The sequence below is a fragment of the Aromatoleum tolulyticum genome, from assembly GCF_900156155.1.
Lineage (GTDB): Bacteria > Pseudomonadota > Gammaproteobacteria > Burkholderiales > Rhodocyclaceae > Aromatoleum > Aromatoleum tolulyticum.
Genome location: NZ_FTMD01000001.1, coordinates 26,552 through 40,219 on the forward strand (window position 1 = coordinate 26,552; position 13,668 = coordinate 40,219).

Here is a 13,668-nt window from a genome sequence, read left to right on the forward strand (position 1 = left end):
CGCTGGCAGTATTCATGGCAATGCGGACTACCCGGCTCGGGCAGGCGGCACGAAGACGCTTGCCGGATCGGCTGCCGGATGACGTAACGGCAACTTGCGCGCCCTGTCCGCTTCCCCTATTCTTTACGCTGAATTCGATCCGGGTTCCCCGCCATGCGACCGCATGACGGGGTGAAACGGGAAGTCCGGTGACGTCGGAGGACACGCTCCTTCGACCAGTCCGGCGCAGCCCCCGCTGCTGTAAGCCTGACGGATCCGCCACACGCCACTGAGCCTTGCGCTCGGGAAGGCGGCGGAATCCGGTGGAAGGCAAGCCAGAAGACCGGCCCGATCGATTTGGAAGGTTTGTGCCCCGGGGTGTGGGCTTGCCGACTGGAATCCGATCGCGTCTGTCACGGGCCTCAAGCGCCCGAACGCAGCCACTCATCGACCCAGCCACAAGTTGCGCCCGACCGCGCCGTCCGTCGGTGCCGTCGGCTGCCGCCATCCCCCGGAGCTTGTTCAATGCGCTCGCGGGGAGCCGTATGCATTCCAAGTCCTTGCCGGGAACCGTGTGGTTCGTCGGCGCCGGTCCGGGCGATCCGGACCTGATCACCGTGAAGGGGCGGCGCCTGCTCGAACAGGCGGGCGGCATCCTGTTCGCCGGTTCGCTGGTCGACCAGGCCGCTACGCTCTACGCACCGGAAGGCTGCGCGATCCGCGATTCCAAGGACATGACGCTCGAGGAGATGAGCGCGTGGCTGATCGACGCCGCATCGCGCTGCGAGACGGTCGTGCGGCTGCAGACGGGCGATCCGGGCCTGTACGGCGCACTGGTCGAGATGACGCGACTGCTCGATGCGGCCGGCGTGGCGTGGAAGGTCGTGCCGGGGGTGTCCTCGGCGCTGGCCTCGGCCGCTGCGGCGGGCGAGACGCTGACGCTGCCGGAGGTGACGCAGACGGTGATCCTGACGCGCGTCGCCGGCCGCACACCGATGCCCGCGGGCGAGGAGCTCGACGCGCTGGCCGCACACCGCACGACGCTGTGCATCTTCCTGTCGATCACGCTGCTGCACGAGGTGCAGGACGCGCTGCGCCGCGCCGGCTGGCCTGAGGACGCACCGATCCTCGTCGTGCAGAAGGCGAGCTGGCCGGGCGAGGAGAAGATCGTCCGCGGCACCCTCGCCGACATCAAGAAGAAGTGCCAGGCGGAGAAGATCGCCGCGCAGGCGATGATCATCGCGAGCCCCGCGCTGGGCGCCCGCGACTGGCCCGAGATCGCCCGTTCAAAACTCTACGACCCGGCTTTCAGCCACCGCTTCCGCCGGGCCACCGTCACGGAAGACGCCTCATGAAAAACACCACGATCCTGCTGGTCGGCCACGGCTCGCGCAACCGCGCGGGTAACGACGAGATCGAACGCTTTGCCGCGGAGTGGCGCGCACGCCGCCCCGAGTGGCGCATCGAGGCCTGCTTCATCGAGTACGCCGATGTGCTGCTCGACGCGGGGCTCGACCGTGCGGCGGCAGGTGCTGCGCGCGTGATCGTGATCCCCTTCATCCTCAACGCGGCTGGCCACGTGAAGATGGAGATCCCGGCGGCGATCGAGCACGCGCGCGAACGCCACCCGAATGTGGCCTTCGAATGCACGCGCCACCTCGGCATGGGACGCGAGATTTTCAAGGTGCTGATGGGCCAGCTCGACCGCCTGATGCACGCGCTGCACATGCCGGACCCCTGCACGACCGGCGTGATCCTGCTCGGCCGCGGATCGTCGGACGCCGGCGCAAACGGCGAACTCGCGAAGATGGCGCGCTGGATCTTCGAGGACACCGACCACGAACTCGTCGACCTCGCCTTCACCGGCGTGACCTGGCCGCGGCTCGAAACCGCGGTGCAGCGCCAGGTGCGGCTCGGCATGACGCAGATCGCGGTAGTACCGGTGTATCTCTTCACTGGCGTGCTGATCGAGCGCATCGACGCGCAGCTCGCGCGGCTGCGCGCGCAGTACCCGCAGATCGCGTTCGCGCTCGGCACGCACTTCGGTTTCGACGCGGGCATCTTCGAATTGGTCGAGGCGCGTGTCGCCGACGCCGGTGAAGCCTCGCTGCTCGAATGCGACGGCTGCAAGTACCGCCTCGCCGCCGAGGCCGAACACCTGCACGACCACAGCCACACCGCAGGCCATCATGACCACGGCGGGCACGACCCTCACCACCACCATGAACACGGCCATGCCCACCACGATCATGGCCACGGCTGCTCCCACAACCACGCGCCGCACGCCGGCTGCGCCCACTCCGCCCACGCCTGAATCATGCACAGCAACGTCGTTACCGAACAGCTCACCGCCGCCGGACGCGCGATCGAGCACGATTCGTTCGCCATCATCGACGCCGAGGTCGGCCGCCACGATTACCTGCCGGAACAGTGGCCGGTCGTGCGCCGCATGATCCACGCGAACGCGGACTTCGAATTCAACGGCCTGACCGACTTCCACCCGGACGCGGTCGCGGCGGGCCTGGAGGCGATCCTCGCCGGCGCCACGCGCATCGTCGCCGACGTCGAGATGATCTGCGTCGGCCTGTCGGCGTCGCGCCTCGCGCACTTCGGCATGAGCACGCACCAGTTCATCTCCGACGCGGACGTGATCGCCCGGGCGAAAGCCGAGGAGACCACGCGCGCGGTGCAGGCGATGCGCAAGGCGCACCGCCAGGGCCTGCTCGACGGCGCGATCGTCGGCATCGGCAATGCGCCGACGGCATTGATCGAAGTCGTGCGCCTGATCCGCGAGGAAGGCGCGCGCCCTGCCTTGGTGATCGGCATGCCGGTCGGCTTCGTGTCGGCGGCCGAGTCGAAGGACCTGATGGCCGAGGTCGCCGACGTGCCGTGGATCGTGATCCGCGGCCGCAAGGGCGGCTCGACGCTGGTCGTCGCTGCGATCCACGCGCTGCTGGGGCTGGCCGAAGCGCGCCAGCGCGAGCAGCTGACGGCCTGAGCGAGCCTATTCATGCGGGCATCCCACACATCCGTTCGGGCTGAGCCTGTCGAAGCCCTGCCCATGCCCTTCGACAGGCTCAGGGCGAACGGCTTTCGGCTGCGCGGTTAACAGGAGCACGCATGGCAGCTGGCCACGTCTTGCCGGAGAAGGTTCGCAAGGGCGACGCGAAGCGCGAGCGGGGAAACCGCACCGGCTTCACGACCGGCGCGAACTCGGCCGCCGCGGCGACGGCGGCGACGCTCGGGCTCGTGCGGGGGGACGTCCCGGCCGAGATCGAGTGCGTCCTGCCCAACACCATGAAGATCACCTTCCGCATCACCGACGGGCGCATCGATGGCGATTGCGCCCGCGCGGTGAGCATCAAGGACGCCGGCGACGACCCGGACGCGACCGACAAGGCGCACCTGACCGCCGACGTGCGGCGCATTCCGAACGGCGGCGGCGAGGTGATCCTGAAGGGCGGGCCCGGTGTCGGGGTCGTCACGAAGCCCGGCCTCGGGCTGGAAGTCGGCGGCCCGGCGATCAACCCGGTGCCGCGCAGGAACATCTGCGAAAACGTCGCGCGCGCGGGAGCCGCGATCCTCGCCGCGGGCGACAGCCTGGAAGTGACGATCTCGGTGCCGGGCGGCGAAGAGATGGCGAAGAAGACGCTCAATGCGCGGCTCGGCATCCTCGGCGGCATCTCGATCCTCGGCACGACCGGCATCGTGCGCCCTTACTCGACCGCGGCCTTCCGCGCGAGCGTGATCCAGGCGGTCGACGTCGCCGCGAACCAGGGCCAGACGGCCGTCGTGTTCACGACCGGCGGGCGCACCGAGAAGTGCGCGATGCGCGAATTCCCCGAGCTCGACGAGGCCTGCTTCGTGCAGATGGGCGACTTCGTCAAGGCAGCGTTTACCACCGCGGTGAAGCACCGGATGCAGCGCGTCATCGTCGGCGCGATGGTCGGCAAGCTGACGAAGATCGCGCAGGGCCTGTCGGTGACGCACGCATGGCGCGAGGAGATCGACCGTCAGCTGATCGCGGACGCCGCGACCGAGGTCGGCGCGCCGCCGGACGTCGTCGAGCAGATCCGCGCCGCCGAGACTGCGCGCTTCGCCGCCGAAAGCCTCGCCGAACTGGGTCTCACGGTGCCCTTCCACCGCGCGCTCGCGGTCCGTGCGATCCGCAGCCTGCGCGAACGCTACCCCGGCCCGCACCGCCTCACCGTGCTCGCCTGCAATTTCGAGGGCGTGCCCATCGTCACCGTGGAGGAATCCGAATGTCTGACCCTCGCTGCCTGATCCTGGGCATCCTCGACGACGGTTGGGACGGCCTGTCGGCTGCCGGCCGCGAACGGCTGGCCGCGAGCCGCGTCGTGATCGGCGCGCGCCGCACGCTGGATCTCGTCGCGCCGCATCTCGGCAGCGAGGTCGAGCTGCGCGACATGGACGGCGCGCTCGGCAAGACGCCCGAATGGGTGCGCGCGGCACTCGGCGACCATCTGCCTGTGACCGTGCTCGCAACCGGCGACCCGCTGTGCCACGGCATCGCGCGCTTCCTGATCGACAGGATCGGCGCGGCGAGCGTGGAAGTGCTGCCGGCGCCATCGACGATCGCGATCGCCTGTGCACGGCTGAAGAAGCCGTGGCAGGACGCGGCGATCCGCTCCTGCCACGGCGCCGATGCCGGCGAATGGCACACCGGCGCGACGCCCGGCCACGGCCTGTACGGACTCGTGCGTGCGGTCGCGGAACACGCGCGCGTGGCCACCTTCACGAGCCCGCACAACAGCCCGGACCGCATCGCGCGCGCCCTCCTCGCCGCGGGCTACGGCGACGAGCTGTGCATCTCCGTCGCCGCGCGCCTGTGCCTGCCCGACGAGGAAATCTTCGCCGACCTGACGCTTCGGGAAACCGCGGCGCGCAAATTCCCCGATCCCAACATCGTCGTGATCGACCGCGTCACTGCGCCCGCACCGCGCGCGGTGTTCGGTTTCGAGGACGGCGACTTCGTGCAGCGTCAGCCCGAAAAAGGGCTGATCACCAAGCTCGAAGCGCGCGCGGTGTCGCTCGCGAAACTCGGGCTGCGCGCGGACAGCGTTGTCTGGGACATCGGCGCGGGCTCCGGCTCGGTCGGACTGGAAGCCTCGCGCATCGCGCGCCTCGGCCACGTCTGGGCGATCGAGAAGAACACCGGCGACGCCGCTAACGCGCGCGAGAACGCGCAGCGCCTGCAGGCGACGAACTACACGCTGGTCGAAGGCAAGGCGCCGGACGGCCTCGACGCGTGGCCCGATCCGGACGCGGTGTTCATCGGCGGCTCGGGCGGCGAACTCGCGCAGCTGATCGAGCTATGCCTCGCGCGCCTGCGTCCCGCCGGCCGCCTCGTGATGAATTTTGTCACGCTCGAAAACCTCGCGACCGCGACGACGGCGCTCGCCGCCGCGGGCGCGGAGTGGGAGGTGACGATGCTGTCGGCCGCGCGCAGCCAGCCGATCCTCGACATGCACCGGCTGGCCGCGCAGAACCCGGTGTGGATTGTGACCGCATACAAGGCCCTTCCTATTAACGCACGGAGTGGTGGCGTGATGTCAGGTTGAGGTCCGCGTTTACCCCCTCCCCTTCAAGGGGAGGGTTGGGGTGGGGATGGGTTTAGCTGCCCCGACGGAAACCCATCCCCCTCCTAACCTCCCCCTTGAAGGGGGAGGAACAAGGAGTCCCTGTCGATTCGGTTACGCGATTTATGAACCCCTATCGAAGCAAAGAACAACAATGAATGATGCCCTCCCCACGCCCCGCTATGGCCGCCTGATCGGCGTCTCCCTCGGCCCCGGCGACCCCGACCTGATCACGCGCCGCGGCTGGGCCGCGCTGCAGTCGGACGCGCGCTGGACCTACCCGGTGAAGAAGGCCGAGGAACGTTCCTACGCGCTCGACATCGTCGTGCGCGGAGGTATCGATGTGCCCGCCGACGCGGTCGAACTGGTGTTCCCGATGACGCGCGACGCCGTCGCGCTCGCGAAAGCCTGGGCGCGCGCCGCGGCCCGCACCGCCGAGCTCCTCGCCGAAGGGCGCGACGTCGCCTTCCTCGTCGAAGGCGACGCCTCCACCTACTCGACCTTCCGCCACCTCGCCCGCGCGGTGCGCGAACTCGCGCCGGAAGTCGACGTGGAAACGATTCCCGGCGTCAGCTCCTTCGCCGCGGCTGCGGCCTGCGCCGACGTCGCGCTCGCCGAGGAGGATGAAACCGTCGCGGTGATCCCCGCAGCCTACGGTGTGTCGGTGATCGACCATCTGCTCGACGAGTTCGACACGCTGGTGCTGATGAAGGTGAAGCCGCTGATGGACGAGATCCTCGATCTGCTCGAAGCGCGCGACTTGCTGGCGACGAGCTGCTTCGTCGAGAAGGTCGGCTCGCCCGAGGAGCGTGTCGTCAAGGACGTCGCGAGCCTGCGCGGCGAGAAGGTCAATTACCTGTCGCTGCTGCTGGTGCAGAACCCCAAGCGCGCGCGCGGCGAACTGCGTCGCGGCTGCCGCAAGCGCGCTGCAGAAATCGGAACGATCGTGACGACGGTGGAGGCCGAGGCGTGAACGTCAACCTCCCCTTCGCCAACGAACGCGTCGCGGTGGTCTCGATCACCAAACATGGCATCGCGCTCGCCGGCCGCGTCGTCGCGGCGATCCCCGGCGCACGGCTGTTCGCGCCCGAGAAATTCCGCGCCGAAGCCGAGGCTGCCGCCCCCGGCGCCGCCAGCTGCTACACCGGCAAGACCGGCGACCAGATCCCCGCGCTCTTCGCGGGCTTCGACGGCATCGTCGCGATCGTCTCGCTCGGCGCCGTCGTGCGCCTGATCGCGCCGCACCTGAAGGACAAGGAACAGGACCCCGGCATCGTCGTGCTCGACGAAGGCGGCCGTTACGCGATCCCGATGCTGTCGGGCCACCTCGGCGGTGCCAATGCGCTCGCCGGCGTGCTCGCAGCGGCGCTCGGCGCGCAGCCGGTGCTGACGACCGCGTCCGACGCGCGCGAGACGCTCGCCGTCGATCTGCTGGGCCGCGAACTCGGCTGGACCTTCGATGCGAGCCACGACGAGATCGTGCGCGCGAGCGCCGCGGTCGTGAACGACGAACCGGTCGCCCTCGTGCAGGAAGCGGGCAGCCGCGACTGGTGGGCACGTCATGCGAACGGCCGCAGCGGTCCGCTGCCGGCGAACCTGAAGCGCTTCGAGCGCCTCGAGGACGTCGATCCGGAGCGTTTCGGCGCGGTGCTGTGGATCAGCGACCGGGAACTGCCCGCCGGCTGGGCCGAACGCCTCGCCGGGCGCCGCGTGATCTACCGTCCGCCGCAGGAAGCGGCGTGATGTCATCGCAGCTCGCGTCGTCCGGCGTCGCCTTGGGTCTCGGCTGCGACCGCGGCACGCCGTCGGAGACGATCGCCCGCGCGATCGCCGAGGCGCTCGCCCAGGCCGGCGCAGAACTCGCCGACGTACGCGCAGTGGCGAGCATCGACCTCAAGGCCGACGAGGCCGGGCTGCTCGAACTCGCAGCCAGTCACGGCTGGACGATCGCCTTCCACCCGGCGGCGGCACTCGCCGACGTGCCCGTGCCGAATCCGTCCGAAACGGTGCGCCGCTACACCGGCACGCCGTCCGTTTCCGAAGCCGCGGCGCTGCTCGCCGCCGGGGCGGATCTGACGCAGCTGATCGTCGAGAAGCACAAGCTGCGCGGCCCGGACGGTCGCAACGCGACCGTGTCCGTCGCCCGCATGTCGGCATCGAACTGATTTTCAAACGCTGTCACACCCATCGAAGAAGGAGAACCACCATGCAACAGCAAGCCGCCCTGCAAATCGCCCGCCCTAAGAGCGCCCTGATGGCAATCGCCAAGCCCGTCCTCACCGCCGTGCTACTCGGCGCCGTCATCGTCTATGGCGTCGGCTTCAGCCCGATCGCCGCGGCCCACAACGCCGCGCACGACACCCGCCACGTCAACGTCTTCCCCTGCCACTGAGCGCGGAGTCCGGCATGCTGTTCCGTCGCATCGTCCTGTGCGCCCTGCTGGTGGGCGCGCTCGCCGGCCTGCTCGTGAGTGCCGTGCAGCACTGGCAGGCCATCCCCCTCATCGCCGCCGCGGAGGTGTTCGAAGGTTCGACCGAGCCGGCGGAACCGACCGCGCCGCTCGCGGCGACCGCGCATGATCACGATCACGACCTGGCCCACGGCGACGCACACGCCCACGACGCGGCAGAGTGGGCGCCGGAAGACGGCACGGAACGGCATGTCTGGACCGCCATCGCGAACGTCCTGAACGCGATCGGTTTCGGCCTCGTCCTGGTCGCGGCGATCACGACCTGGGAACACCTGCGCGGCCGTCCGCTCGCGTCGGCCCGCACGGGTCTGGTGTGGGGCGCGGCCGGCTGGATCTGCGTCTTCGGGCTGCCGACGCTGGGCCTGCCGCCCGAACTGCCGGGCAGCGTCGCCGCGCCGCTCGGCGATCGTCAGGCGTGGTGGCTGCTCGCCGCTGCGAGCGGGGCGGCCGGGCTCGGCTTGCTCGCCTTCGTCCGCGGCCCGCTGCGCTTGCTGGGCCTCGCGCTGATCGCACTGCCCTTTGCCGTCGGCGCACCGCATCTCGCCGGCGGCCCCTTCGCCGGCTACGACATCGGGATCGCTCGCCAGATGGAGGCGCTCGCCGGCCCCTTCGCCCTCGCGACCACCCTCGCCACTGCCGTGCAATGGCTCGCGCTCGGCGGGCTTTCCGGCTGGGCCGTCGCGCGCTGGGTGCGTCCGGCACTCGCGGATCTGACGCCGACGCTGTAGGGCGGAAAAGCGAAGCGCTGTCCGCCGAATGTCCGCAGACCAAAGGCACATACGGCGGCGCAGTTGCCAAATCCGGCCTTCGGCTCATCCGCCCTACGAAAAGGGGTGCGCCGAGCATTTGCCCTACCCCTCAACACAGAGAGATACGCACCATGACAACAGGCAAGATCATGCTGGTGGGCCTCGGGCCCGGCAGCGTCGAGCACATGAGCGGCCGCGCGCGCGCCGCGATCGCCGAGGCCGACACCATCATCGGCTACGTCACCTACATCCGCCTCGTTGCCGACCTCGTCGCAGGCAAGGAGGTGGTGAAGAAGTCGATGACCGAGGAACTCGACCGCGCGATCGAGGCCCTCGACCGCGCCAGGCAGGGCAAGAAGGTCGCGCTGATCTCCTCGGGCGACGCCGGCGTGTACGGCATGGCCGGCCCGACCTTCGAGGTGCTGTTCCAGGCCGGCTGGACGCCTGATTCGGATATCGAAGTCGAGATCGTCCCCGGCGCCTCTGCGCTCAACACCTGCGCCGCCCTCGTCGGCGCGCCGCTGACGCACGATTTCTGCGCAATCTCGCTGTCCGACCTGCTCACACCGTGGCCCGCGATCGCGCGCCGGCTCAACGCCGCGGCCGCCGCGGACTTCGTCGTCGCGCTGTACAACCCGAAAAGCGGCCGCCGCGCCCGTCAGATCGTCGAAGCGCAGCGCCTCTTCCTCGCGCACCGCCGCCCGGACACCCCGGTCGCGATCGTGAAGTCCGCCTACCGGCCCAAGCAGCGCATCGAATTCACGACGCTGGCGCAGATGACCGAGTGCGACATCGGCATGTTGAGCACCGTGCTGATCGGCAACTCCAACACCTTCGTGCGCCACGGTCTGATGGTCACGCCGCGCGGCTACGCCAACAAGTACGACGTCGAATCGGGCGACACGCGCGACGGCGAAAAGGCCGGCCGCTCGCTATCGACCGGCCTCGACGGCTGGCTCGAAGCGCTCCGCACCAGCGGCGAGTCAGTCGACGAACTCGCCCGCCGCCACGGCCTGCCCGCCGACTACATCGCCGCCGCACTCGCCGCCCCCAGCGACGACGAACCGGCCGACGCGGACGAAGCGCTCGCATGAGCGCGCCGCCGAACTCGCCCGAGCCCCGCACCGACGCCCCACCGGCGGCACCCGAAAAGCCCAAGCTCGGCACCTACCGCCGCCACCTGCTGGTATGCACGGGCCCGCGCTGCACGCAGAACGGCGAAGCGCAGGCGCTGTTCGACAGCCTCGGCGAAACCTTCAAGGCGGCCGGCCTCGATCACGGCGAACTGCGCGTCAAGCGTACCCGCGTGTCCTGCTTCGCCGCCTGCAAGGGCGGCCCCATCGTGTGCGTACAACCCGACGGCGTGTGGTACTACAATGCCGTCCGGGAGAACATGCAGCGCATCGTCGACCAGCACCTCGTCGGCGGCCAACCGGTCGAGGAACTGGTTTTTCACCGCGGTCCCACCGCCCCCCGCTGACTGCCGGCTCCGTCGATAGGCGGAGCCAATCGAATCTCCCATACGCATCCGTACGTTTTCCATACGCACCAGTATGGACGCGACTATAATCGCGCCCGAATCGATACATAGACAGTCGAAACCAGGGAGAGGAAGGACATGAGCGTACATACCCAGTATCAGCAAAAAAGGATGAGTGCCGCGGACGCCGCGGGACTCGTGCAGTCGGGCGACACCGTCATCGTCCCGACCGGCGTCGGCGAACCGCCCACGCTGCTCGAAGCGCTGTCGGCGCGCCGTCACAGTCTCGAGAACGTCGTCGTCAGCCAGATCCTGCCGCTGCGCAAGTACGGCTATTTCGATCCCGAAACCATCGCCAACGTGCGCCACAGCGCGTACTTCTTCGGCGGTGCGTCGCGCGCGGGCGGCCAGGCCGGCTGGGTGGACTTCATGCCCAACTACTTCTCCGAGATCCCGCAGCTCATCGACCGCGGCCTGACCCCCGCCGACGTCGTGTTCTCGATGGCCTCGCCGATGGACGAGCACGGCTACTTCGCGCTCTCGCTCGGACCGGACTACACGATGGCCGCGGTGAAGAAGGCGCGCGCGGTGGTCCTCGAAGTCAATCCGAACGTGCCCTTCGCCTACGGCGACTGCCACGTGCACATCTCGCAGGTCGCGGCACTGACCGAAAGCGACGCCCCCATCCTCGAAGTCGGCCTGCCGACGATCGGGCCGGTGCAGGAAGCGATCGGCAAATACGTCGCCGACCTGATCGACGACGGCGCGACGCTGCAGATCGGCTATGGCGGCATCCCCGACGCCGTCGTGATGCAGTTGAAACACAAGCACGATCTCGGCATCCACACCGAGATGATCGGCGACGGCATCCTGTCCCTGATCGAGTCCGGCGCCGTGACGAACCGCAGGAAGACGCTCAAGCCCGGCAAGATGCTGGCGACCTTCGCGCTCGGCTCGAAGAAGCTGTACCAGTACATGCACCGCAACCCGACGCTCGAAATGCATCCCGTCGACATCACCAACGACCCGTACTACGCCGCGCAGAACGACAATCTCGTCGCGATCAACGCGACGATGCAGGTCGACTTCCTCGGCCAGTGCGGCTCGGAAAGCCTCGGCCCCTTGCCCTACTCCGGCACCGGCGGCCAGGTCGACTTCGTGCGCGCGGCCAACCGCTCGAAGGGCGGCAAGGCCTTCATCGTGCTGCCGTCGACGGCCAAGGACGACACCATCTCGCGCATCGTGCCGACCCTCACCCCGGGCACCCACGTCACGACCAGCAAGAACGACATCAACTACGTCGTCACCGAATACGGCGTCGCCCAGTTGCGCGGCAAGACCGCCAAGCAGCGCTGCGAGGCCCTGATCGGCATCGCGCACCCGGATTTCCGCGGCGAGCTGCGCGAAGCCGCGAAGCGCCTGAACCTGCTGTAATTATCGGGTACCGGAAGACGTAGGGCGGAAAAGCGAAGCGCCTTCCGCCGCATGCGAATCGGAAGGTCCATACGGCGGATAACGCCTTCGGCTCATCCGCCCTACGCGGTTACGACCTTGAACCTGCTGTAAGAAACGCCGTCACCCGTTCCGACGGGCGGGCGGATTCGCCTGCCGGGCTGTCGTGAGCGCCGGGAAGCCGAAGGCCGCGAGCGTCTGCCCGGCAGGCGAATCCACCCGCCCGTCCCCCGCGCACGTCCCGATGCCGCAAAATATCGCCCTGACAGGAAATCAGGACGACCTCACCCCATGCGCCACCACCGCTACCTCGACGACTTCGCCCCCGGCGAACGCTTCACCACCGCCGGCATCACCCTCACCGAAGGCCAGATCATCGACTTCGCGATGGTGTACGACCCCCAACCCTTCCACCTCGACACCCACGCCGCCGCCCAATCGCCCTACGGCGGGCTCATCGCCAGCGGTTTCCAGACCGTCGCCCTGACCTTCCGCCTCTTCATCCAGACCGGCATCATCGCCGAGTCCAGCATCGGCTCCCCCGGCATCGACGAACTGCGCTGGCTCGCCCCGGTGCGCCCCGGCGACACCCTGCACGCCGAACTCGAAGTCCTCGAAGTCAGGCCCTCGCGCTCCAAGCCCGACCGCGGCATCGTCCGCATGCTGTACAAGACCATCAACCAGCATGGCGACACCGTCGCCTCCTACATCGGCAACCACCTCCTCAAACGCGCCCCGACGCTGACCGACTGAAGCGCCGGCGCACGCCGCGCCTCCCATGCAACGCCGCATCGCCCACCTCGACATGGACGCCTTCTTCGCGTCCGTCGAACTCCTGCGCTACCCGCAACTCGCCGGGCAACCCGTCGTCGTCGGCGGACGGCGCGGCGCGCTCGCAGGCGACCGGCTCGAAGACTTCCCGCGCCTGCGCCACTACGTCGGCCGCGGCGTCGCCACCACCGCGACCTACCCCGCCCGCGCGCTCGGGGTGCATTCAGGCATGGGGCTGATGAAGGCTGCGGCGCTCGCCCCCGACGCCATCCTGCTGCCGGCCAACTTCGACGACTACATCCGCTACTCGCGCCTGTTCAAGGCCGCCGTCGCCGAAATCGCCCCGCTGATCGAAGATCGCGGCATCGACGAGATCTACATCGACCTCACCGAGGTGCCCGGCGAAACCGTCGAACTCGCCCAGCGCATCAAGGACGCCGTGCGCGCGGCGACCGGGCTGTCATGCTCCATCGGCGTCACGCCCAACAAGCTGCTGTCGAAGATCGCCTCGGACCTGCAGAAGCCCGACGGCCTCACCGTGCTCGACTACGCCGACATCCCCACGCGCATCTGGCCGCTCGACGCGCGCAAGATCAACGGCATCGGCCCGCGCGCCGGCGAAAAGCTCGACACGCTGGGCATCCACACCATCGGCGAACTCGCCGCCGCGGCGCCGGAAAAATTGATCGAGGAATTCGGCCAGCACTACGGCCACTGGCTCACGGAAGTCGCGCACGGGTGCGACGAGCGTCCGGTCGTGACGGAGCGCGAAACCAAGTCGATCAGCCGCGAAACCACCTTCGAGCGCGACCTCGACGTGCGCGCCGACCGCGACACGCTGACCGACATCCTCGTGAAACTGTGCGACCGCGTCGCCGGCGACCTCAAGCGCAAGGGCTATGTCGGGCGCACGATAGGCCTCAAGCTGCGCTACGACGACTTCCGCACCGTGACGCGCGACATCACGATCGAACAGGCGACCGACGACGCGGCGACGATCCTCGCCGCGGTGCGCAGCTGCCTGAAGCGCGTGCCGCTCGACCGCCGCCTGCGCCTGCTGGGCGTGCGCGTCGGCACCCTGCTGCCGCCCGGCGAGGCCGGCCCGCGCCCGCCGCTGCCGGGCGAAAACCTGCGCCTGTTCGACTGACACCCGACAGCATCGCCGGG

15 protein-coding genes and 1 riboswitch are annotated in these 13,668 nt (G+C 69.0%); all 15 genes read left to right on the forward strand.

The features are described from left to right. Window positions 1-123: 123 nt before the first annotated feature. Window positions 124-345, forward strand: a riboswitch (cobalamin riboswitch). Window positions 346-524: 179 nt separating this feature from the next. The 15 genes from cobM to dinB all read left to right on the forward strand — a co-directional run bounded on the left by cobM (window position 525) and on the right by dinB (window position 13,648). After that, entirely contained in the window at window positions 525-1,334 is an 810-nt protein-coding gene (gene cobM, locus BW991_RS00140; protein ID WP_076600078.1) for a precorrin-4 C(11)-methyltransferase, read from the forward strand. After that, complete coding sequence (locus BW991_RS00145) at window positions 1,331-2,293, forward strand: sirohydrochlorin chelatase (RefSeq protein WP_076600079.1); 963 nt, start codon at window positions 1,331-1,333, stop codon at window positions 2,291-2,293. The genes cobM and BW991_RS00145 overlap by 4 nt, the downstream gene beginning before the upstream one ends. 3 nt (window positions 2,294-2,296) lie before the next feature. Beyond that, window positions 2,297-2,977, forward strand: a complete 681-nt coding sequence (locus BW991_RS00150; protein ID WP_076600080.1) for a precorrin-8X methylmutase — start codon at window positions 2,297-2,299, stop codon at window positions 2,975-2,977. A gap of 122 nt (window positions 2,978-3,099) precedes the next feature. Beyond that, a complete protein-coding gene (locus tag BW991_RS00155) occupies window positions 3,100-4,263 on the forward strand; it encodes a cobalt-precorrin-5B (C(1))-methyltransferase (RefSeq protein WP_076600081.1) in 1,164 nt (387 codons plus the stop codon). Then, entirely contained in the window at window positions 4,242-5,561 is a 1,320-nt protein-coding gene (gene cbiE / locus BW991_RS00160) for a precorrin-6y C5,15-methyltransferase (decarboxylating) subunit CbiE (protein WP_076600510.1), read from the forward strand. The genes BW991_RS00155 and cbiE overlap by 22 nt, the downstream gene beginning before the upstream one ends. 172 nt (window positions 5,562-5,733) lie before the next feature. After that, a complete protein-coding gene (gene cobI / locus BW991_RS00165) occupies window positions 5,734-6,552 on the forward strand; it encodes a precorrin-2 C(20)-methyltransferase (protein ID WP_076600082.1) in 819 nt (272 codons plus the stop codon). Beyond that, window positions 6,549-7,322, forward strand: a complete 774-nt coding sequence (locus tag BW991_RS00170; protein WP_076600083.1) for a cobalamin biosynthesis central domain-containing protein — start codon at window positions 6,549-6,551, stop codon at window positions 7,320-7,322. Before cobI ends, BW991_RS00170 begins: the two co-directional genes overlap by 4 nt. Further along, window positions 7,322-7,744 carry a cobalamin biosynthesis protein gene (locus BW991_RS00175; RefSeq protein ID WP_076600084.1) on the forward strand — a complete coding sequence of 141 codons (423 nt, stop codon included), beginning with the start codon at window positions 7,322-7,324 and terminating at the stop codon, window positions 7,742-7,744. The genes BW991_RS00170 and BW991_RS00175 overlap by 1 nt, the downstream gene beginning before the upstream one ends. A gap of 41 nt (window positions 7,745-7,785) precedes the next feature. After that, window positions 7,786-7,971, forward strand: a complete 186-nt coding sequence (locus BW991_RS00180; protein ID WP_076600085.1) for a CbtB domain-containing protein — start codon at window positions 7,786-7,788, stop codon at window positions 7,969-7,971. 14 nt (window positions 7,972-7,985) lie between these two features. Next, on the forward strand, window positions 7,986-8,777 hold the full coding sequence (locus BW991_RS00185) for a CbtA family protein (RefSeq protein ID WP_076600086.1): 792 nt from the start codon (window positions 7,986-7,988) through the stop codon (window positions 8,775-8,777). A gap of 152 nt (window positions 8,778-8,929) precedes the next feature. Further along, window positions 8,930-9,892, forward strand: a complete 963-nt coding sequence (cobJ, locus tag BW991_RS00190; protein ID WP_076600087.1) for a precorrin-3B C(17)-methyltransferase — start codon at window positions 8,930-8,932, stop codon at window positions 9,890-9,892. Further along, entirely contained in the window at window positions 9,889-10,278 is a 390-nt protein-coding gene (locus tag BW991_RS00195) for a (2Fe-2S) ferredoxin domain-containing protein (RefSeq protein WP_076600088.1), read from the forward strand. Before cobJ ends, BW991_RS00195 begins: the two co-directional genes overlap by 4 nt. Window positions 10,279-10,416: 138 nt before the next feature. Next, on the forward strand, window positions 10,417-11,712 hold the full coding sequence (locus tag BW991_RS00200; protein ID WP_076600089.1) for an acetyl-CoA hydrolase/transferase family protein: 1,296 nt from the start codon (window positions 10,417-10,419) through the stop codon (window positions 11,710-11,712). A 309-nt stretch (window positions 11,713-12,021) separates the two neighbouring features. Next, window positions 12,022-12,483 (forward strand): MaoC family dehydratase, encoded by a 462-nt coding sequence (locus tag BW991_RS00205; protein WP_076600090.1) that lies wholly within the window; start codon window positions 12,022-12,024, stop codon window positions 12,481-12,483. Between the two features lie 25 nt (window positions 12,484-12,508). Beyond that, a complete protein-coding gene (dinB, locus tag BW991_RS00210) occupies window positions 12,509-13,648 on the forward strand; it encodes a DNA polymerase IV (protein WP_076600091.1) in 1,140 nt (379 codons plus the stop codon). Window positions 13,649-13,668: the final 20 nt, after the last annotated feature.